This is a genomic window from Collimonas sp., assembly GCF_039923675.1.
Lineage (GTDB): Bacteria > Pseudomonadota > Gammaproteobacteria > Burkholderiales > Burkholderiaceae_D > Collimonas.
Map to the genome: position 1 here is coordinate 1 of NZ_JBDTCG010000015.1, position 20,742 is coordinate 20,742.

At 56.4% G+C, this 20,742-nt stretch carries 23 protein-coding genes; 11 read left to right on the forward strand and 12 right to left on the reverse strand.

The features are described from left to right. From ABI171_RS02885 to dnaA, 3 genes are all read right to left on the reverse strand, one after another. The coding region (locus ABI171_RS02885; RefSeq protein WP_348091106.1) for an ATP-binding protein at nucleotides 1–712 on the reverse strand (712 nt) is incomplete at its 3' end. Between the two features lie 226 nt (nucleotides 713–938). Then, the gene (gene dnaN / locus ABI171_RS02890; RefSeq protein ID WP_038483788.1) at nucleotides 939–2,045 is read right to left on the reverse strand and encodes a DNA polymerase III subunit beta; all 1,107 of its coding nucleotides are present in this window, start codon (nucleotides 2,043–2,045) and stop codon (nucleotides 939–941) included. Between the two features lie 428 nt (nucleotides 2,046–2,473). Then, nucleotides 2,474–3,916 carry a chromosomal replication initiator protein DnaA gene (gene dnaA / locus ABI171_RS02895; RefSeq protein ID WP_348091107.1) on the reverse strand — a complete coding sequence of 481 codons (1,443 nt, stop codon included), beginning with the start codon at nucleotides 3,914–3,916 and terminating at the stop codon, nucleotides 2,474–2,476. Between the two features lie 425 nt (nucleotides 3,917–4,341). Between dnaA and rpmH the strand changes: the two genes are divergently transcribed. From rpmH to ABI171_RS02935, 8 genes are all read left to right on the forward strand, one after another. Further along, entirely contained in the window at nucleotides 4,342–4,476 is a 135-nt protein-coding gene (rpmH, locus tag ABI171_RS02900; RefSeq protein WP_061535510.1) for a 50S ribosomal protein L34, read from the forward strand. Nucleotides 4,477–4,504: 28 nt separating this feature from the next. Next, nucleotides 4,505–4,912 carry a ribonuclease P protein component gene (gene rnpA / locus ABI171_RS02905; protein ID WP_348091108.1) on the forward strand — a complete coding sequence of 136 codons (408 nt, stop codon included), beginning with the start codon at nucleotides 4,505–4,507 and terminating at the stop codon, nucleotides 4,910–4,912. 105 nt (nucleotides 4,913–5,017) lie between these two features. Further along, nucleotides 5,018–5,305: a membrane protein insertion efficiency factor YidD gene (yidD, locus tag ABI171_RS02910; protein ID WP_348091109.1), complete on the forward strand. Its 288-nt coding sequence runs from the start codon at nucleotides 5,018–5,020 to the stop codon at nucleotides 5,303–5,305. A gap of 19 nt (nucleotides 5,306–5,324) precedes the next feature. Then, on the forward strand, nucleotides 5,325–7,001 hold the full coding sequence (gene yidC / locus ABI171_RS02915) for a membrane protein insertase YidC (protein ID WP_348091110.1): 1,677 nt from the start codon (nucleotides 5,325–5,327) through the stop codon (nucleotides 6,999–7,001). A 116-nt stretch (nucleotides 7,002–7,117) separates the two neighbouring features. Then, nucleotides 7,118–8,515: a tRNA uridine-5-carboxymethylaminomethyl(34) synthesis GTPase MnmE gene (mnmE, locus tag ABI171_RS02920; RefSeq protein ID WP_348091111.1), complete on the forward strand. Its 1,398-nt coding sequence runs from the start codon at nucleotides 7,118–7,120 to the stop codon at nucleotides 8,513–8,515. A gap of 265 nt (nucleotides 8,516–8,780) precedes the next feature. Continuing rightward, complete coding sequence (locus ABI171_RS02925) at nucleotides 8,781–9,677, forward strand: restriction endonuclease (protein WP_348091112.1); 897 nt, start codon at nucleotides 8,781–8,783, stop codon at nucleotides 9,675–9,677. Between the two features lie 48 nt (nucleotides 9,678–9,725). After that, the gene (locus ABI171_RS02930; protein WP_348091113.1) at nucleotides 9,726–10,028 is read left to right on the forward strand and encodes a DUF3761 domain-containing protein; all 303 of its coding nucleotides are present in this window, start codon (nucleotides 9,726–9,728) and stop codon (nucleotides 10,026–10,028) included. An 828-nt stretch (nucleotides 10,029–10,856) separates the two neighbouring features. After that, the gene (locus ABI171_RS02935) at nucleotides 10,857–11,471 is read left to right on the forward strand and encodes a cold shock and DUF1294 domain-containing protein (RefSeq protein WP_348091114.1); all 615 of its coding nucleotides are present in this window, start codon (nucleotides 10,857–10,859) and stop codon (nucleotides 11,469–11,471) included. A 45-nt stretch (nucleotides 11,472–11,516) separates the two neighbouring features. Here the strand turns inward: ABI171_RS02935 and ABI171_RS02940 are convergent, their stop codons facing one another. Continuing rightward, nucleotides 11,517–11,876, reverse strand: a complete 360-nt coding sequence (locus ABI171_RS02940) for a MerR family transcriptional regulator (protein ID WP_348091115.1) — start codon at nucleotides 11,874–11,876, stop codon at nucleotides 11,517–11,519. Between the two features lie 86 nt (nucleotides 11,877–11,962). Between ABI171_RS02940 and ABI171_RS02945 the strand changes: the two genes are divergently transcribed. Together ABI171_RS02945 and ABI171_RS02950 are read left to right on the forward strand one after the other, a co-directional pair. Beyond that, nucleotides 11,963–12,394 (forward strand): hypothetical protein, encoded by a 432-nt coding sequence (locus ABI171_RS02945; RefSeq protein WP_348091116.1) that lies wholly within the window; start codon nucleotides 11,963–11,965, stop codon nucleotides 12,392–12,394. Nucleotides 12,395–12,454: 60 nt separating this feature from the next. Next, nucleotides 12,455–13,540, forward strand: coding sequence for a glycoside hydrolase family 5 protein (locus ABI171_RS02950; RefSeq protein ID WP_348091117.1), 1,086 nt, complete (start codon nucleotides 12,455–12,457; stop codon nucleotides 13,538–13,540). A gap of 78 nt (nucleotides 13,541–13,618) precedes the next feature. On the opposite strand, the gene ABI171_RS02955 is transcribed toward ABI171_RS02950, so the two are convergent. From ABI171_RS02955 to ABI171_RS02970, 4 genes are all read right to left on the reverse strand, one after another. Continuing rightward, entirely contained in the window at nucleotides 13,619–14,686 is a 1,068-nt protein-coding gene (locus tag ABI171_RS02955) for an AI-2E family transporter (RefSeq protein ID WP_348091118.1), read from the reverse strand. A gap of 17 nt (nucleotides 14,687–14,703) precedes the next feature. Further along, on the reverse strand, nucleotides 14,704–15,333 hold the full coding sequence (locus ABI171_RS02960) for a histidine phosphatase family protein (RefSeq protein ID WP_348091119.1): 630 nt from the start codon (nucleotides 15,331–15,333) through the stop codon (nucleotides 14,704–14,706). A 309-nt stretch (nucleotides 15,334–15,642) separates the two neighbouring features. Further along, complete coding sequence (locus tag ABI171_RS02965) at nucleotides 15,643–15,984, reverse strand: DUF6404 family protein (protein ID WP_348091120.1); 342 nt, start codon at nucleotides 15,982–15,984, stop codon at nucleotides 15,643–15,645. Nucleotides 15,985–16,017: 33 nt separating this feature from the next. Continuing rightward, a complete protein-coding gene (locus ABI171_RS02970; RefSeq protein ID WP_348091121.1) occupies nucleotides 16,018–16,593 on the reverse strand; it encodes a TMEM175 family protein in 576 nt (191 codons plus the stop codon). Between the two features lie 223 nt (nucleotides 16,594–16,816). On the opposite strand from ABI171_RS02970, the gene ABI171_RS02975 reads away from it, so the two are divergent. Beyond that, nucleotides 16,817–17,161 carry a hypothetical protein gene (locus ABI171_RS02975; protein ID WP_348091122.1) on the forward strand — a complete coding sequence of 115 codons (345 nt, stop codon included), beginning with the start codon at nucleotides 16,817–16,819 and terminating at the stop codon, nucleotides 17,159–17,161. An 81-nt stretch (nucleotides 17,162–17,242) separates the two neighbouring features. Here the strand turns inward: ABI171_RS02975 and ABI171_RS02980 are convergent, their stop codons facing one another. Genes ABI171_RS02980 through pilV form a run of 4 tightly spaced genes read right to left on the reverse strand, consistent with a single transcriptional unit; the run spans nucleotide 17,243 to nucleotide 20,668 of the window. Beyond that, the gene (locus ABI171_RS02980) at nucleotides 17,243–17,671 is read right to left on the reverse strand and encodes a type IV pilin protein (protein WP_348091123.1); all 429 of its coding nucleotides are present in this window, start codon (nucleotides 17,669–17,671) and stop codon (nucleotides 17,243–17,245) included. Nucleotides 17,672–17,684: 13 nt separating this feature from the next. After that, entirely contained in the window at nucleotides 17,685–19,517 is a 1,833-nt protein-coding gene (locus ABI171_RS02985) for a PilC/PilY family type IV pilus protein (RefSeq protein ID WP_348091124.1), read from the reverse strand. Nucleotides 19,518–19,562: 45 nt separating this feature from the next. Beyond that, entirely contained in the window at nucleotides 19,563–20,129 is a 567-nt protein-coding gene (locus tag ABI171_RS02990) for a PilX N-terminal domain-containing pilus assembly protein (protein WP_348091125.1), read from the reverse strand. Continuing rightward, complete coding sequence (gene pilV / locus ABI171_RS02995; RefSeq protein WP_348091126.1) at nucleotides 20,126–20,668, reverse strand: type IV pilus modification protein PilV; 543 nt, start codon at nucleotides 20,666–20,668, stop codon at nucleotides 20,126–20,128. Before pilV ends, ABI171_RS02990 begins: the two co-directional genes overlap by 4 nt. Between the last annotated feature and the right edge of the window lie 74 nt (nucleotides 20,669–20,742).

The window sequence follows — 20,742 nt, forward strand, 5'->3', positions numbered from 1 at the left end:
TGCCGGTGCGCTGGTCGGTCAGCTTGATGTGCACGCCGTTGTTGAGGAAGGACAGTTCGCGGATGCGCTTGGCCAGGATTTCGTAGTGGAATTCGACGTGCGTGAAGATTTCTTCGTCGGCCCAGAAGTGCACTTCTGTGCCGCGCTTGTCGGTGTCGCCGATGACTTTGATCGGCGAGACCAGCATGCCGTCGATGGTTTCGGTTTCGCGGTTTTGCGGGACGCCACGGACGAATTCCATGTAATGCACTTTGCCGTCGCGGCGAATGGTCAGCTTGAGCAGCTTGGACAGGCCGTTAACACAAGACACGCCCACACCGTGCAGGCCGCCGGATACCTTATAGGAGTTCTGGTCGAACTTACCGCCGGCGTGCAGCTCGGTCATGACGATTTCGGCTGCGCTGCGCTTGGGGTCGTGCTTGTCGTCGAACTTGATGCCGGTCGGCACGCCGCGGCCGTTGTCGGTGATCGAGATCGAGTTGTCGGAATGGATCGTGACGTGGATTTCGGTGCAGTGGCCGGCCAGCGATTCGTCGATGGAGTTGTCCAGCACTTCGAATACCAGGTGGTGCAAGCCGGTGCCGTCAGAGGTATCGCCGATGTACATCCCGGGGCGTTTGCGTACCGCTTCCAGGCCTTCGAGAATTTGGATCGAGGACGCTCCGTATGCATTGGGTTGCGGCTGATTGGTGTTATCTGGGGCTGATGACATGGCTACCTTCTGAAAAACTGACTTCGGGAATACTGGTTTCGGGACGCTGAATTTGCGTCACGGGACAATCTATTACTTTCGCTGCTACTTGCCGACCGCGTCTGGCCGACCGCGTCTCGCCGACCACGTCATTCCCGCGAACGCGGGAATCCATTTTACTGATTGACTCACTAATTTGGATCCCCGCGTTCGCGGGGATGACGGCGGTTGACGGCGAGCGTCATTGCTAGATCCGCATTGGCATGACTACGTATTTAAAGTCTGCGTTTTCCGGCACGGTGATCAGTGCGGAGGAATTGGCGTCGCCGAGGGCGATGTTGACGTTGTCGCCCTTGAGGTTGTTGAGTACGTCGAGCAGGTAGGTGACGTTGAAACCGATGTCGACGCTATCGCCGCCGTAGTCGATTTCGAGTTCTTCGATCGCTTCTTCCTGATCGGCGTTGGTGGAGCTGATCTTGAGGCTGCCTGGGGTGACTACCCAGCGCACGCCTTTGAACTTGTCGCTGGTCATGATGGCGGCGCGTTGCAGCGAGCGCAGCAGCTGGTCGCGGCTGATGGTGAAGTCGTTCTTGTAGCCCTTCGGCACCACGCGGGTGTAGTCGGGGAACTTGCCTTCGACCAGCTTGGAGATCAGTTCGATATCGGCGAACGACAGCTTGACCTGGTTGTTGGCGATTTCGAGCTGGACAGGTTCGTCGGTTTCTTCCAGCAGGCGTTGCAGTTCGATGATGGTCTTGCGCGGGATGATGACTTCCTGGCGCGCGAACTCTTGCTCGGTGGCGACCTGGCAAAACGCCAGGCGGTGGCCGTCGGTGGCAACCGCGATGACGTTCTTGCCGTCGAGGACCAGCAGCAGGCCGTTGAGGTAGTAACGGATATCTTGCTGCGCCATCGAGAAGTGCACCATGTTGAACAGGTGCTTGAGCGTCTTTTGCGGCAGGGTGACGGTGGCGTTGTAGTGGTCTGCCTGGGCCACTGTCGGGAATTCTTCGGCGGCCAGGGTTTGCAGCGCAAAACGCGATTTTCCGGACTGCACAGTCATGCGCTTGTTGCTCAGCGTCAGCGAGACTTCGCCGGTGTCGGGCAGGGCGCGCAGGATGTCGAGCAGCTTGCGGGCGGCGACGGTCGTGGCTGCAACTTCGCTACCGCTGCCGACCTTGGCGTTGGTGGTGATTTGCACTTCGATGTCGGTAGACAAGAAAGAGACCTTTTCGCCGTCTTTGCGAATGAGGATATTGGCCAGAATCGGCAAAGTGTGCCGACGCTCGACAATACCGCTCACGATCTGCAGTGGCCGGAGAAGGGTATCTCGGTTGGTTTTGACCAATTGCATAGCTATATCCTTGTTATTTAAAAATCAAATATTGCTGCTGTGTGTGCTTTAAAGAGACACTGGTCACTCCCGCTGTGTCGTTCCCGCGCACGCGGGAACCCAATTTGCGCTGCACGACTGTGCGCCCCCATGGATCCCCGCGTGCGCGGGGATGACGGGGAGGTTAATAATGACCTTGGCTGTCTACGTATTTGAATACTTCCTACAGTCTGTAAATGTAACTTAAATCGACCCTCTACGACTCACAAACCGTGTAAAACAGCGCCGCTTTGCGGCTTTTTTTGCTATTTTTAACAAGCTGGTTACAAGCAACTTGATTTAACCAAATCAGCAAAAAAACCACACTTCCTGTCTTAACTTGAAATTGCCTTATACAAACTTATCCACAGGGCGGCAGGCAAAGTGCACAATCGCCAACAATGCCGAAATCAACCCTTCAGTGTCTGTTCCAGCACATGCAATTCGTGATTGCATTCCGGATTTTTTGTGCGGTCGGCGGCGATCTTGCGGACCGCGTGCAGCACCGTGGTATGGTCGCGGCCGCCGAACAATTCGCCGATTTCCGGCAAGCTCTTCTGCGTTAATTCTTTGGCAAGGTACATTGCAATCTGGCGCGGACGGGCGATATTGGCCGGCCGCTTTTTCGAGTACATGTCGGCAACTTTAATGTTAAAGAAGTCCGCTACCGTCTTCTGGATATTCTCTACCGAGATCTGGCGATTCTGTACCGACAGCAAATCTTTTAGTGCATCCTTGACAACGTCGATGCTGATGTCTTTGCCATGGAAACGGGAGTAAGCAAGAATCTTGCGCAGTGCGCCTTCCAGTTCGCGGACGTTGGAACGTAAATGTTTGGCAACAAAAAACGCCACGTCGTCGGAGAAAGTCACGCCTTCGGATGCTGCTTTTTTGAGCAAAATGGCGACCCGCATTTCCAGTTCCGGCGGTTCGATGGCGACCGTCAGGCCGGAGTCGAAACGCGAAATCAGGCGGTCATCCATGCCAGTGATTTCTTTCGGATAGGTGTCGCTGGTGATGATAATTTGTTTCTTCGCTGCAATCAAAGCTTCGAACGCGTAGAAGAATTCTTCCTGGGTGCGGCTCTTGCCGCCGAAGAACTGGATATCGTCGATGAGCAGCAAATCGAGCGAATGATAATAGCGCTTGAAGTCGTCGAAACCCTTGCGTTGGTAAGCAGTCACTACGTCGCGAACGTACTGTTCTGCGTGGATGTAGCGGATCTTGGCGTTAGGGTTATCGGCCAGCAGCTGGTTGCCGATAGCGTGGATCAAGTGGGTTTTACCAAGGCCCACACCGCCGTACAGGAACAGCGGATTGTAGGAAACGCCGGGATTATTGGCGACCTGGATCGCTGCCGCGCGGGCCAGCTGGTTGGCTTTACCGGTGACGAAACTGTCAAAACTCAGTGCGGTATTGATGCGCGACTGGTCGCGCCGCGCGAGGCTTGCACTACTGGCGCTGTTCTCGGTCTGCACGTCCGGCAGGCGGTCGAAGTTGCTATTGCCATAATTGCCGCCGCTGGCAGCCGACGACTGCGCGCCGGATTGTTCGCTACTATTATTAGCGTGCGCTACCGGCATGTGGGCGATGGCTGGCGCCGGCGTCGATTTGCGCGGGTCGAGCACGAACAGCACCTCGACCGGCGCTTCCCAATATTGGTGCGCCAGGGTGGTGATGCGGCTGGCGAATTGCGTTTTGACCCAATCCAGCTTGAAGCGATTTGGCGCTGCTATGCGCAGGCGGCCGTCCTCGTAGTCGAGGGGCATCAGCGGCTTTATCCACGCGCTAAATTGTTGAGGCGTCAATTCCTGCTCCAACTGGGTAGAGCAGCTCTGCCAGAAATTTTCCATGAATCGTTCTAAGTGAAGGTGTGCGGGATGAGGTTCTTTACGCCCTGGCTTGATGTTTTTATTGCACGCGGTGTTCAGTAGTACTGCGCAATGCATAACTGGCGGGCGTGCCACACATAAGTCGCTATTCTACCCTTGCTGGCGTAAGTTATCCACAGGCAAAGCCAATTATTGCGGGTGGCCCGGCGAAAAAGACCTTGTGGAAAAGAGCGCTAAGTGATTGACAAACAAGCAGAAAATGCGTTCTAATTCAAGGTTCACTGTCCGCTGAATTGCTCGTTTGTGCGTTGACTGTCTCCTGCCACTGTCCCGATTTCGTAGTTGTACGTCGTGATACCCAGGCCCAGATCAGGTAGCGAAAGGGTAGAAACTCAGCGCTCTGAGTGTGAAGATCCGATTTATTTTTGCTGATTAGCGAGACCAACATGAAACGTACTTACCAACCTTCCGTCGTGCGCCGTAAGCGCACTCACGGCTTCCGCGCCCGTATGGCAACCCGCGGTGGCCGCGCTGTGCTGAATGCACGTCGCGCCAAAGGCCGCAAACGTCTGGCAGCTTAATCAAGCCGGACGCTAAGGCGTTGCTTGCGTGACAGATAAACCAGACGACTGTTCCAAAAACTCCGTCCAGGATTTTTCACGCGACCGGCGCATCGTTAAAACGGATGAGTTTTCATCCGTTTTTCGTTTGCGCCCTGTCTTTAGAACAGCGCATTTCGTCTTGTATACCCGCCGCAATACGTTGCCGCATGCCCGTCTGGGCGTAGTGGCGGCGAAGCGGCTGGCGCCGCGCGCTGTGACGCGTAACACCGTAAAACGGGTTACGCGCGAGCTGTTTCGTCTGACGCCGTTGCCGCCTATCGACTGTATTGTGCGTTTATCGAAACCGGTAAACACCAAGGCAGGCCCGGCTACCACCGCGCGCTTGAAGCGAGAATTGCACGGCGAGCTGAAACAGCTGTTCGCATCGCAACGTCTGGCGGCTGGTTCGTTGTAGTCCGAATCGCTGTAGTCCGAATCCAGGCTTGTAATATCACCGGCTTGTTTTGTTTCGATCTGCCTTTATATAAGGCGGATTGGAAGAAGAAGGAAAAAAGCTGTCATGAAAATGCCTCTACTGTTCCTGTTGCGACTCTACAAACTGGGCATCAGCCCGTTTCTGGGACAGAATTGCCGTTTTTATCCCAGCTGCTCCGATTACGCAGCCGAAGCAATCCGCACGCATGGCGCCCTGAAGGGCAGCATGCTGGCCGGACGTCGCCTGTGCAAATGCCATCCCTGGCATGCCGGCGGACTCGATCCGGTGCCGCCGCACCCGTCATCCACATCTCCATCTGCTATCAAACCCGCAAGTTCGGCTTCCCGATCCTGCGGCTGCAGCCATTCCTGAATCATAGATAAATACTCTTATGGATATCAAACGTACCGTCCTGTGGGTTGTATTTTCGGTCTCGCTATTGTTCCTTTGGGACCAGTGGCAGCGCCATAACGGCCAGCCGTCGCTGTTCTTCCCAGGCACTACCCAGATTGCTCCTGTTGCTACCGGCCCTGCCGGTGCAGCCGCCGGCGCCAGCGCCAGCACCGATGTCCCGCAAGCTTCGGCTAGCGGTGCGCCGGCCGCATCGGCCAGCGCCGTGCCTGCTGTTGCCGCAACTGACGTCAAGGGTCAGATCATCACCATCACTACCGATGTCGTCAAAGCCGACATTGATACCATCGGCGGCGAACTGAAGCGCCTGGAACTGCTGAAGCAGAAAGACACTGTCGACTCGTCGAAGAACCTGGTGTTGTTCGATTCCAGCGCGACCCGTACCTACTTGGCGGAAACCGGCCTGATCGGCGGTCCTTTCCCTAACCACAAGTCGCTGTTCACCGCATTGCCCGGCGTGCGTACGCTGGACAACGGCAACCAGGTGCAACTGGTATTGGAATCGACCGAAGGCGGCGTCAAGCTGACCAAGACCTTTACCTTCACCCGTGGCGACTACTCGATCGACGTCAAGCACACCGTGACCAACGACAGCGGCGCGCCGGTTTCGCCTTCGCTGTACCTGCAACTGGTGCGTGACGGCAATGCCCCTGAAGGCGAACAGCGTTTCGTGCATACCTTCACCGGCGCTGCGGTGTACACCGATGGCAGCAAGTTCCAGAAATTTGCTTTCGACAAAATCGAAGGCGGCAAGGCGGATCATGCAACCAAGGCTGACGATGGCTGGTTTGCGATCATCCAGCATTACTTTGTGTCGGCGTTCATCCCGCAAGGCAATTCACCGCGCGAAATCTTCACGAAAAAACTGGCGACCAACCTGTACGCTGTCGGCAACATCCTGCCGATGGGCACGATTGCACCGGGCGCCAGCGCTACGCTGGATGCGCGTTTGTATTCCGGTCCGGAAGAAACCGCCGTGCTGGAAAAGATCGCTCCGGGCCTGACTCTGGTCAAGGACTACGGCTGGCAGAAAATCATCGCCGAGCCGATTTTCTGGCTGATGACGCAGATCCACAAGGCGCTGGGCAACTGGGGCTGGACCATCATCGCCTTGACGGTGCTGATCAAGCTGGCGTTCTTCCCATTGTCGGCCGCCAGCTATCGCAGCATGGCCAAGATGAAGCTGGTGACGCCGAAGATGACGTCGATCCGCGAGCGCTTCAAGTCTGAGCCGCAAAAGATGAACCAGGCCATGATGGAGCTGTACAAGACCGAAAAGATCAACCCGCTCGGCGGCTGCCTGCCGATCGTGATCCAGATCCCGGTGTTCCTGTCGCTGTATTCGGTGCTGCTGTCGAGCGTGGAGTTCCGTAACGCGCCGTGGCTGGGCTGGATCCACGATCTGGCCGCACCCGATCCGTTCTATATTTTGCCGGTGCTGATGGCTGTCTCGATGTTCATCCAGACCAAGCTGAACCCGACGCCGCCGGATCCGATGCAAGCCAAGGTGATGTTGTTCATGCCGCTGATTTTCTCGGTCATGTTCTTCTTCTTCCCATCGGGCCTGGTGCTGTACTGGGTTACCAACAACGTGCTGTCGATCGCGCAGCAATGGGTGATTACCCGCAAGATGGGATCGGCCCCTGCGAAAGCTTAAAAACGATATAGTTCGTTTGTCGTAAAAAAGCCCGTGAATCAAGAATTCACGGGCTTTTTTGTTGGCTTGCGCTTGCCGCTGTTTCTATTATCCAACAACACTCGTAGAATAATTCCATGTCTTTCGATTCCTCCCCCATCGCCGCCATCGCCACCGCTCCCGGACGCGGCGGCATCGGCGTAGTACGCATTTCCGGTAAAAACCTCGGCAGCGTCATCGAAGCCGTTTGCGGCATTGCGGAAAACAAGCTGGTCCCGCGTCACGCTACCTACCTGCCGTTCAAGAATGCCGACGGCAGCGTCATCGACCAGGGCCTGGCGATCTATTTCAAGGCGCCGCATTCCTACACCGGCGAAGACGTGCTGGAGCTGCAGGGCCATGGCGGTCCGGTGGTGTTGCAGATGCTGCTGAGCCGCTGCCTGGCGGCCGGCCAGGAACTCGGCTTGCGCATGGCCGAGCCGGGTGAATTCACGCAACGGGCCTTCATCAACGACAAGCTGGATCTGGCGCAAGCAGAGGCAGTGGCCGACCTGATCGAGGCCTCCACTGAAGCCGCGGCCAAGTCAGCGTCGGAATCGCTGTCGGGCGCGTTTTCCAAAGTGATCCATGCGCTGGTCGGGCAAGTCATCAACTTGCGCATGCTGGTGGAAGCGACGCTGGATTTCCCCGAAGAAGAAATCGACTTCCTGGAAAAATCCGACGCCCGCGGCCAGCTGGCGACCATCCGCAGCACGCTGGACAATGTCTTCAGCCAGGCCGCACAAGGCGCGCTATTGCGCGACGGCTTGAACATCGTCTTGGCAGGCCAGCCGAACGTCGGCAAATCGTCCTTGCTGAACGTGCTGGCCGGATCCGACGTGGCGATCGTCACGCCGATCGCCGGCACCACCCGCGACAAGGTCACCGAAACCATCCAGCTGGAAGGCATCCCGCTCAACATCATCGACACCGCCGGCATCCGCGAGGCGGAAGACGCCAACGACGACGTCGAACGGATCGGTATCGAACGCACCTGGGCGGAAGTGGCCAAGGCCGATGTGATCCTGCACATGCTGGACGCCAACCACGGCCCGGCGCTGTCCGACGAGAAGATCGTCGCGCGTTTCCCGAGCAATGCGCCGGTGATCCGCATCTGGAACAAGATCGACCAGTCGGGCCACAAACCCGCAGTGGACATGATGGGCGACGTCACCCATATTTACCTGTCGGCCACCGACCACCTCGGCATCGATCTGCTGCGCACGGAACTGCTGCGCATCGCCGGCTGGCAGCAAACCGGCGAGTCGCGCTACCTGGCGCGCGAGCGGCACCTGATTGCACTGAAGGCGGCGCGCGACCATCTGGAGATTGCGGACCAGCATGCGAATCTGGATAACCGGGTGAACGACCAGGCGCTGGATTTGTTTGCGGAAGAGTTGCGGCTGGCGCAGGATCGGCTGAGCAGCATTACCGGGGCGTTTACGCCGGATGATTTGCTGGGGGTGATTTTTTCGCGGTTTTGTATTGGGAAGTAAGTAGTCATCCAGCACTGTTCAATAACGTCGAACAAATCTCTCAAAACCCTTATCAAACCTAGAATTTGCTGCCCATATTATGCAATATGGGCCGCCTTCGAACGTACTTAGCAACAGACGTCTTGAACGAAAAACTCTTGCTCTAGCTAATTTATGTTGCCCAGCGCAAATCAATGATGTAACTTGACAACATATTGATCAAAAGACATTTCAGAAAACCGCTTTGCAAGAGGAAATGATGGGGCGCCGACGGTCAAATACAGGAATGACAGATGTATTAGCGCTCCCATGGCAAGTGAGTCTTTTGCTCGGGTGTGTGTTCTTTGCCGTGCTGCGCTGGATATTACCGTCGTTTCTCTCAAGCAGCCCAATGTTGAATGGCATTGCCTCTCTTTCTCATTCAGCGGCATGGCTTCCCTTAGTGTTTTTCTGGTTCTGCGGGCTCATTGCTTTCGCAGTGGCTAAAACCACCAATAGCGCGGAAAAAATTGAAGCACCGCGTCAACGAACACATGCCAAACGTGAACCCATAATCACTGCCGCCCCCACAAACCTGGACAACCGCTGGGGTGTTTCCAATCAAAACATCACTGAATCTGTCCGCGGCAAAAATACATTTGATGTCTGGAGCGTGGAAGCATTACGTGCTCTGGAATGGAAGCGATTCGAGCTGCTGTGCGCGAAGTATTACGAGGTTGTCGGGTTTAAATCCGAAACGATACGGTGTGGCGCCGATGGTGGTATTGATGTGAAATTATTCAAACACAATCCGTCTAAGCCGCTGGCCGTCGTGCAATGCAAGGCCTGGAATGCCCGCTTGGTTGGAGTGAAAGAGGTACGTGAGCTTTTAGGGGTAATGGCCTCTGAGAAAATTTCACGCGGTGTGTTTCTCACTACTGGCTCATATAGCAAAGATGCAGTGACATTTGGCGCTGCCAATCCCATGCAACTGTTGGACGGACCTGGTTTCGTAAAGAAAATTCAAGAGCTGTCAGCGGAAAGCCAAGCGGAGCTTCTCGATTTCGCATTCGAGGGCGATTACACCACTCCGACTTGCGCGTCGTGTGGAATCAAGATGGTAAAGCGAGAGAGTCCGCGCGGCGTGTTTTGGGGCTGTCGTAACTATCCGCGTTGTAAAAGCAAATTCGGAACAAGAGAATAACAAGGCGCACCGGCGTACAGATAAAAATAAAAACAGGGGAATTTTAGAATGTCCGTCACCAGAATTATTGCAATAGCCGCGGCCTCAATCATTCTTACCGCAGCACTTTCAACTCAGGTGTTTGCCAAAGCAACGAACTCGTATCAAGCAGAGCCTGACGAATCACAGCTTGTCGAACATGGGCATTACGCAAACAAGAGCGGACAAACTGTTCATTCGCCAGCCCACGTTAAGAATGGTCGCGCCCCAGTAGGAGCATCAGCACAGTGTCGCGACGGGTCTTATAGCTTCAGTAAGAACCATAGAGGTACATGCTCCCGGCACGGTGGCGTTGCTGAGTGGCTGCAATGACCGGTGCATTAGATAAATCAACATACTTATTTTAGGAATGAATCATGGGATCATTTAGCATCTGGCACTGGATCATTATTCTTGCATACCTCGTGGTGTTATTTATTCCAGCCGCAAAAATTTTGAAGCGTACAGGTCATTCCCCGTTCTGGGCACTTGTGCTAATCGTCCCGGTTGTGAATATTGTGCTGTACTGGGTATTTGCGTTTAAAAAATGGCCTGCTGATAACGAGTCATTGTCCTGAACTCGTCGGAGCGACTTACAAATATCCCTCTATGATCTTCGACAAACCGCCAGTATTCGAACGCCCCAGGCCGATTGAGTATCACAAGCCAAGATGGCGACGCGACGCCGAATGGATATTCCGAGGCATCGCCAACCTACTTACGCGCATAGGCGTATTAATAGTATTGATCCTCACGCTATCTGGCGGGGGGATTTCTGAAGTATCTGGCAATCGCAAAAATTTGTTATTTTTCCTGGGATCTATTGCATTGATAGCGGCCGGCGTGGCCATTGCCATTCATTTCGATTGGTTACCCCGCTAACCCATCGCACTGATTAGAAAGTTCTTTGTACGCATCCATAATTCTAAATGTGGGTGAGCCATTGCGGCTTATTGCAGTATCGCGAACAAACTGAAATCGCCCAGATCTTCGGAGATCGTTCAAAGTCAGGCAAAAATGACCGGGCAGGGATATTGAAAATCGGCTGGATGACACAATGTTTGTCAAGTCTCCTCCAATACTCCCTAAGTTTTGGATTTAGCCCGCCGCCGCAAGGCAGGCGGGCTTTTTTAATACGATTCCTGCAACCACTCAAACCCCATGCGCTATCAAGGAAAAATCACCAGCTGGAAGGACGACAAAGGTTTCGGCTTTGCCGCCACCAGCGGTAGCGGCGAAAAAGCCTTTGTCCATGTCAAGGCGTTTGCCAGCCGTGGGCGACGGCCTGTGGAGGGGGACCTCATCAGCTACGAGTTGATCCTGGAAGAAAAAGGACGATATCGCGCGGATAAGGTGAGGTTCGCAGCGGACCGGGCCATCGCGCCGGCGCCTTCCGAATCCGGCTCGCTTGCGATGATTTTCACCGCTGTGTTTTGCTGTTTCCTGGTCCTGGCCAGTCTTTTGGGCCGGCTTCCACTCGCTCTGCCAGCCCTCTATGTTGTGACAAGCGTCATTACCTTCATTGTGTACGCCATCGATAAATCAGCCGCCCAAAGCAAGCAATGGCGAACCAAGGAAAGCACTTTGCACATGCTGGCATTGATAGGCGGGTGGCCGGGCGCAGTGGTGGCTCAGAAAATATTGCGCCACAAATCCAGGAAACAGGCATTCCAGTGGATATTCTGGATCACGGTGATTCTGAATTGCTGCGCGCTCGGCTGGCTTTTCACCAAGGACGGTTCGGTGTTTATTCACCCTCTCGCCGGCATTCTTTGAGCGTGATTCAGCAATCAACAGGACAAGGGGCAGCTGAAATGGACGCTATCCGCTGAGCGGACAAGCCGCCATCGGCTCTGCGAGCCGCCGCGCCAATTCGCCGCGCAAGGTAGCGAGCCCGGCAATCCGTTCGTCAATATCCGCCAGCTTGCACAGTAGTGCTTCGCGCAGCATGGGCGCAGAGGCGTCGGGTGCGGCAAGCAAGGGCAAATCGGCTTCGATTTCGGCCAAAGTGAAGCCTAGCGTCTGGGCTATACGCAGGTAGCGCATCCAATCAACAGCTTCGGGAGGATAGTCGCGGTAGCCGTTGTTGCGGCGACCGGGGATCAGCAAGCCGCGCTTTTCATAGAAACGCAAGGTATCGCGGCTCAGGCCGGTGGCTGAGGAAAGTGCGCCAATTTGCATAGGTTACCGTCACGTCGAAAGGGCTTGACCTTCAAGTGTACTCCAAGGTTGAGAATGAATGACCGCAACCTTTCAGAATGACATCCATGCCGCCAGTCTCGTTACAAACCTATTTACGGATCGTGCGCGCGAGCGCGATTTATGACCTGCTGCTTACCGCGCCCTTCGCTACCCCGTGGAGTTTTGCATTGCTGTGGAATCAAATGTCGGCAACCAATCAATGGTTAGGCGGCGCTGCCTTGCCCGCTTTCGGGCCGTTTCATGTACTGATCGCTTGCTTGCTGGGCAGCATTGTGGTGGTGTGGTCAGCGCTGCGCATTGTCGATCCGGCTCTGCGGCTTGGGCGCTTCGATGGCGTCGCGCGTTTTCTTTTCTCCGTCTGGATGGCGTGGGCTCTGGTTACCACGGGAGCGCCATTGCTGTGGTTGTTCGTCGTGCCCGAGTTCGCATGGGGTGTTGTGCAGTGGTGGCCGGTAGCGGCTTCGTCGCCGCCCAATACAAATCCAGTCCGCCAATGAGGCGTTACATTGCGATGCACAATTTAAATTGACATACGGCAATATTTTCCTAAAATCAAATTGTTTCCTGCCGCAATGAAGCGATATCAGATGAAGATATTTAGGTTATTTGCTGAAAGTAGCAACGCTGATCGTTTCCTGGGGAACTGGCGGCAAATCATGGCCGTTGTGGCATGTGTTTTGTTTTGCCAGCTCGCCAGCGCCAATTGCATGGACGGCCGCCGGATGGTCGGCGTCAATTTAAGCGGCGCAGAATTCGCGGCTGACAAATTGCCGGGAACCTATGCGCAGGACTACATCTATCCCGATGTGACCGAGATGAGTCATTTCCAAACGGATGGCATGAATACTTTCCGGCTGCCGTTTCTGTGGGAGAGGATACAGCCGCAATTATTCTCGCCGCTTGATCCAGCCGAATTGCAAAGGATCGTGGATGCCGTCGCCGCCGCCCGGTCGCTGGGTATGTGCATCATTCTTGATGTTCACAATTTTGGCCAATACAGAGGCCAGCCTCTCAATTCGGCTGCAGTGCCTGCCTGGGCATTGACCGACTTATGGGTACGTCTGCTAAACGCTTTCAATGATCCCGCAAACGTTGCGTTCGACCTCATGAATGAACCCGCTTATATGTCAATCGGGGATTGGGCGAACGCGGCGCAGAATACGTTAAACGTGTTGCGGTTATATGGCGCGCGGCATCTGGTCCTGGTTGCCGGCGGCAGCTGGAGCGGTGCGCATTCCTGGTATGCAAAGAGTAATGGCATATCGAATGCAGATGCATTCCAGTCGTTTCAGGATCCTGCAAACAATTACATGATCGAAGTGCATCAATATGCCGATGCGGATTTTTCAGGAACCGGCGACAGTTGTGTTGATCCGGCCAGCCTGAGCGCCATCATGGCGAACATCACGCAATGGGCAAATACGACGCAGAAGCGCTTGTTCCTTGGCGAGTTTGGCGTGCCCGATAACGCCCCGTGCCTGAGCGCTTTATCCGCCATTGTCAACGGCGCCGGCAGCAGTCCGGTCTGGGGCGGCTGGACATACTGGGCCGCAGGCGCCTGGCTTGCCACATACCCTTTTACCATCCAGCCTGATGCGAACGGCGACAAGCCGCAAATGGCGATTTTGAAAAACGGCATGTGATCCCTGTCGATCTTCAGGAAGCCTCTCGCGTTTCCTGGTGGCAGCCAATGCGCGCCATGTTTGTGGCCTCTGTAAACATTAGCGCACCCAATCGCGCCACAACACCGTCAGCACCGTCATCAGCGCGGGCCCGATGAACAGGCCCAGCAGCCCGAAGGTCTGGGCGCCGCCGAGGATGCCGAACAGGACCAGCAGGAAGGGCAGGCGGGTCGAGCTGCCGATCAGCAGCGGCCGCACGAAGTGCTCGGCGATCAAGACCACGACGAAACCGAACACCACCACGCAGATGGCGCCGGCCGTGGCGCCTTGTGCAAACAGCCAGAGGGCGGCGCCGCAAAAGATCACAGGTGCGCAAAACGGCAGCATGGCGGCGATCGCCGTCAGCAGGCCGAGCAGGGTGGCGTGCGGTACGCTGGCGATCGCATAGGCGATGCCCAGTAGCGCGCCCTCGCCGATGCCGACCACCACCAGGCCGGCGACGGTGCCGCGCACGGCCGCCGTCATCTGATTGGCGAGCAGGGCGCCGTCGGCGCCGAAGCCGCGGCGGGTTGCCTTGACCAGGTTGCCGCTCATCTTGGAACCAGCCTGGAAGATGACGAACAGCGTCAACAGCATGAAGCCGAACAGGATCAGGCCGTGGGCGGCGACTGCGCCGAAATGCCGGCCGACGGTGACCGCCGCTTCCACATGCAATCCTTTGATGAATGGCGAGTCGTGCAATGGCCGGGCGAGGTTTTCTTGCCACCAGCTGACGATTTGCGGGGCGCCGAAAGGCAGATGCTCGGCCAAGCCGGGCAGGGGAATGCCGTTGGCTTCGGCTTGCTTGAACCATTCGATGAAATCATGCGACTCGCGCGCGGCTTGCGTGATAACCAGTGCAAACGGCAGCACCACGAACAAGGCGACTGCGGCAGTCAGCAGCAAGGCGACGCCGGTGTTGCGGGTGCGCGATCCGTGCGGGGTTTCCAGACGCAGCAGCAGTGGCCACAAGGCGATGGCAATCACGCCGGCCCACACCACAGCGGGAATGAAATCGCGCATGACCCACAGCGCGAGCAACACCAGCAGGGCGTACAGCCCGGTCGATGCGGCGTTCTGGATTTTCTTGCCGGCCGGCTCAGCTTCACCTTGTTTGCGTTGGATCATGGAATCTCTTTTCTCGGTTAGCCGCCAGGGCAGGTCAATGGACGGTCGTTCAAGCCTTGTTTGTCAACGCTGAAACTGATTTTTGTCGCGCCGTTGTCACGCGTGATGCGCAACAGATAGATGCTGTCGAAATCGGCGTCATCCCAGTGCGGCACGCTGGCGCGGTCGCCGCCGTATTCCACCACGATTTGCCGCGCCAGTTTCTCGATGATCTTGTGTTCCCAGCCGACCAGCAGCAGGCTGCGGCGGTATTGCGGCGCCAGCAGCGCGCTACGCAGATCGTCGATCTTGGAAAAATCGATCGACGCATTCACCGGCAAGCCGAAATAGATGGCGCTGGGCTCGACCGTGGCCAGCGGGCGGACATAGTCGTAGCGGGTGCCATGGTCTTTCTTTTGGGTGGCTGGATCGGGGGCGAAAATGAAATCCGGTTTGCCATATTTCGCTTCGATGACGCGCGGCAGCGCCAGTGCGCGGTTGAGGCCCCGGCAATTCAGCTGGCCGAGGCCGGCGTCGGGTTTTTCGCCGTGGCGTAGCAGTACGATGGTTTCAACATCGGAGTTTGCTGCAATTGCAGAAGCCTGCATGCTGGCGACTACGGAAATACTGATGAGAAGCTGTGCAATGCGTGACGATGAGAGTTTCATGAAGATCTGAATGAGATAAAAGCCGAATAGCTCGTTGATTATGAAGGGAATTTTCGAAAAATTTCTATCAAAGAAGTCCGCCAAAGAGGAGTCGATGTCGAGGAATGCTGATTGGGTCACGATCAAGAAACCATGCCCTGTCAAACTCCTGTCATATTAGCCCGCTAAGATAGCCTTGCTGAATTGCTCCAGGTTGTCGATATGTGAGTAGATTCATTCATAGCCTTGTCACTTTGCAGATAGCACTGGATGGCTAGAATCTTCTCACATATCGGTACTTCCAAAGCCTCGCACTACGCGGGGCTTTTTTCATTTCCATTGCGAAAGCTGGTATTTGCGGGCCCCGCGCCGGTAATAAAACGCCATGACCAGTCCAAAGGATAGGCCGGCAAGCAGCGCGGTACATACCGCATCAGAGCCCGTCAGCGCGCTGTCGGACCAGATGCTAAACCACATGATCGCGCCCCATGAAATGCCAAAAAAGAGGCCGTTGAATACAAAGTTGCGGGCGAAGCCGGCGAAATGCGGCGGCGCTGCGCTGATGCCGGCGCTCCACGGCAAGCGATATATCGGCGGCGCGTAGTTACTGCGCCAGATGGCGGTGGTTGCCAGTTTTTCCAAGGCTTCATTTACTGCTTGCGGATACGCCATTCGAGCCACTCCCATGAAGATGCAAGACCATTATCAGCTACCAATGACTTTCTCAATGCGCCGGTCCGGAATCAGCCACATGATGGCTACCAGCACGTAGAGCCCCAGCCCGATCCAGCGATTGACGAAAGTCAACGGGATCGCCAGGGCATAACCGATCACCGAGAGCTTGCCTTTGAGATCGTTGCCAATGGCTTTGGCCAGGGCCGATTCCGCGCCATGCAGCTTGATCAGCATGCGGCTCAAGATGTAATAGGCGACGCCGGCCATCAGCAGCACCACGCCGTACAAGGCGACCGGGACTTCGGAGAAATGGTTTTCACCCATCCAGCCGGTAGCGAAAGGAATCAGGGATAGCCAGAACAAGAGGTGCAGGTTGGCCCATAGCACCGGACCGTTGATTTTCTGTACCGCATGCAGCATGTGATGGTGGTTGTTCCAGTAGATGCCGGTGTACACAAAGCTCAGTATGTAGCTGACAAACACCGGATAGATCAGCCACAGCGCCGCCAGGCTGGCTTCGTGCGGGACTTTCAGCTCCAGCACCATGATGGTAATGATGATGGCGATGACGCCATCGCTAAACGCTTCCAGACGAGTCTTGCCCATGCATGCTTCCTTTTTGATTCAAATACCTATGCGCCGCTCTCAAGGCGCCACCGGTATTTTGTGCGTTTTCCCGAAACCGCATGCTAGCGCGCATTGGTTTTTGCCACAATAATTTACTTAACGTTACAATTGTTGCTCCTTGGAAGAACATTGACGCGCGCGAGCCCGTAGACTGAGGTTGTGAAATGGCGAAATCGCCGCAGGTAGCACAACAGGAAATCAAATGAAAAAACTTTTAGCATGTCTGGCGTTTGGCGCCCTCGCTGCAGGCGCATGCGGCAGCGCTGCGGCTGGCGTGCATGTCGACCTCGGCTTTTACGTGCCGCCGCCACCGCAGCCATACTACCCTCCGCCTCAACCCTACTACGCCCCGCCTCAGCCATATTACCCGCCAGTGGTGCAATACGAGCCGCGTTACGTTCCGGCGCCGGTGTATTACCCGCCGCCGCAGGAAGTCTATGTCGTGCCGGGCTGGCGCGAGCGCCGCGACGACGAATGGCGGCGCGAAGAATGGCGTCGCCAGCATGAACGGTATGACCGCCGCCGTTACCGTGACGACAGGGATTAAGCCATCCGAAGCCCGCCGGCCAGCGGGCTTTTTTATGGTTGCAGTGCTTGCCCGCCTTGCGCGCATCAAGCAGGTTCAGCGTCAACGTCCCCAGCATTCTTCCATCGTCGCGCTATTGCCGATCAGCCCGCGCGCGCCGGTGTGGTCCAGGCTCAGGATGCCACATTTATCCGCACGGAGCGGGGCCGCTCTTAACTCATAGGCCGTGGCTTGCGTTTGTCCGGCTGCCAGGCTGATTTCATACTTTGCTGCGCCGTTCTTCGGCGACTGTTTCAGGTCGGCAGGCAGGAGAGGTGGTTGGCTATCCATGCCGAGATAGTTGTGTTGCACCGAGAAGCGGCGCTCCATCCAGTTGGCGGCTTCCAGCAGCACCGCGCGCGCGGCGACTCTTTCGCTGCGTCTGACATATTCGCTGTAATTGGCTAACGCCACGCTGCTCAGGATGGCGACCAGTGTCACCACTATCATCAATTCGAGCAAGCTGAAGCCGTTTGCGCATTGCTTGTTCATGAACGGCTGATTTTCAGTCTGGATCGACAATAGACGGCGGTACCGGCAGTTGGCGCCAGGTCCTTACCGGGCGCTGGTTTGCCGGGTTGATCTCAACCGTGTGCGGCAAACCGTCGCGGCCGCTGATCACGAGTTGCTTGCGGCCATCCGGCAGCTTGATGAAAAGCGGCGAAACGATGGAAGCCGGGACTTCCATAACCGACGTGTCTTTTGGATGGCCAGCCAGCGCGGCGTCACTGGTGGCGCCGCCGGTGTTGTAGTCGATTGCAATCAGGTAGGATTTTTCCTGAGCCGGCGCATAAGTCTGCACCCACAACACGCCATCGATAATCTGCAATTTGCCGACGATGTAGCCGAGCTTGGCGGGCAGGTCGATATACCAGCCGCGCAGGGTGCTCCAATTGACGCCGTTGCTGCTCAGCCGCCATTGGCCATCGCTGGCTTCGGTCAGCGTCTGCCGCTGCAACTCTCGTCTTCCGCTCACCGGACCGTCGCCGGGTTTTTCCCAGATACCATACAGGCTTTGCTGTTGCGCCGCGCCGGGAATCCGGCCATCGTCGGCTTTGCCGCCGCCAAACATGGCAAGAGTGCCGCCTTTGGCATGCAATTCAAGCAAGGGCTGTTGCGTAATCGATTGCAGCTTGCCGGCGACGTCTTCTGCAATAAACAGGGGTTGCCGGTTGAACGCGGTTTGCCAGCGTAGAGGATCGCTGGCGCTCAGATCGACCTTCCAGAAACGGCCTTGCAAATCGCCGGCGTAGACGGCATTGACTGCGCGCAGCAGGTTGAACGCCAGGGCGGGCGTCGCCAGGCCGTTCGGTGATTCCGGATCGCCAACCCCGATGGAAATTTTCCTGATCAGGCGGCCGCCGGTCAGCTCGACCAGATACAGCACGGCGTCCAGATTCTCGCTTTGATAACCGTTGCCATACATCGCCGCCCACTTGCCGTTCGACAGGCGGATAGCGAAAGCTTCCCCAGTCAGGTAGCCCATATCGCTATCGCTTGCTCCCGTGCCGTCGTCTGCAGCGCTTCTTTGCCAGAGCAACGATGGCGCAGCAGGCGGACTGCTCACGTCAAGCGCAAACAGGCTCCTGGCGCCGCCGCCGGTCGAGCCGAGCAGGATGGTCTTCCATGCCGCACTGCCAGGATTGTCGAGATACGCATCGCCCACCGTGAGCAGTCCATCCACGAACGGACGATGAATGTAATCCGTGGCGCTCAATGCGGGCAGGGTATCAAATATCGCCTGCGGAATGAAGGCTGCGGTTTCCACGCCGTCATGGGCATCGAACGCGTGCAGCATGCCGTCATTGGCGCCGACATAGAGCATCGCCTGACGATGTTTCTTGCTTTTGACGTACTCCAGATACTTGTTGCCACCATCGTTGGCGGGACTCAGGTTATAGGCGGAATCAGAGAGGCCGACATACAACGGCGCGGAGTAAATGATATCTCCCAGCTTGCCTTTGCGATGACGGAAGCCGCCGCCGTGAGACGTTTCCAGCTTATCGTTGCCGCGCAGGTATTCCAGCACATCCTCAGATGACAGGGCGGCTTTTTGCGCATCTGTCAGTTGCCGCCATTCGAATGCAATGGCGTTTGCGCCGCCCGCTGTCGTTCCGATTTGGCGCGTCTGCCATGGCGGAATGAGGTCGGCCGCATCCCATTGCGCGGTCTTGGAAACGCCATCTTTGCCGATCGGATAGGCTTTGATATGTCCCTGCCATGAGACGACGTCATAACTGCCGGTATAGATGAAGGGCGGCTGATCCGGTGTCTCTGCGGCTAGCACTAGAGAGGGCATCAGGGCGATGGCGCAGATGCTGGAAAACACGGCTTTCATGGAACAGCGCCTTCTCGGTAAGAGCACGATTGTCAACAGCCAAACTTACAGAAGCAGATAGCTTTGCAATAACACCACCGCCGCGCTGCTGGCGCCGATGCCGCGTGCCGTAATCCGGAAAGCCGGCCGCGGCTGCGGAACGTCAAGATGAAATTGCAGATCCGTTTCAAACTCCAGGCGTTCAACCATACAGCGTGCGGGTGAGGCAGGCGTGACGCCTTCAGCGCCGATCCGCGGCACCGGCACGGATACCTGGTCATTGCGCCAGCTGTCGGCCATTTCCCAGTATTGCTTGCCGTCTGCGCCAACTCCCGCATGCGGTCCCTGTTTGAGCAACGGAATCGCAATCGGCGTCAGCTGCAGCTGGTTTTCGCAAAAGCGCAAGGCATGCTCGGCGGATTGGAACGCCAATTGCTGGCTGCCGGCGTTGGCCGCCATTTTTTCTTCAAACACTGCGGTGCGCAAAGAACTGATACCGAGAAAACCCATCACCAGCAGGCAGATCAGCAGCATCGGCAACACCACGCCGTGTTGCCAGAACCCTTGCGGAAATAGGTGAGCTGAGGCCGGGACGGTCGACAAACGCAGCAACCGGCTTGTCGTTATCCTCATGGGGAGAAAGCGATCGAGAAGCAGCGCACATCCTTATGGCTTGAGGGATCGGCCGCCCCGGGCTGGCAATTTTCAGCGATCACGCTGGAGTCGCTGCCTCGAGTATGCATCTCGCGGAAGTACACGCGCGTCGTGAAACCGTCAACCACCGAACCGCTGATCTCGCCCCAGCCGCCACTGATCGCCTCGCTTAACCGGCTTCGCCATTCGTGGATATCCTTGGCCGCCAGTTCGCGCGCGGTGCAGTCGTCTGGATTAAAGCAAGTTGGCGGCATCTCGTCGAGCGCGGGATAGCTTTGTTGCGACAAGTTGTAGGCGCCGTCATGCGCGCCGCGGATATTGGCGCGTACGCGGTCGGCAAGATCTGCGCTGAACCGGCTGACCGTGGCGCGTACATGTGCCGCTTTCTGATAACGCAATGCGGCGGTCTGCACATCGATCAAGGCAAACAAGGCGAAAGCAACGATCACAATCGCCACCAGCACCTCTATCATGCCTACCCCGGATTGCGCAGCAGTGTGATTGCCGGCCACGATCATGTCTTACCCCCGTTTTTCAGCGCAACCGCTTCTGAAGGGAATTATAGAAATCACACGAGGGTAAGGGAATAGGG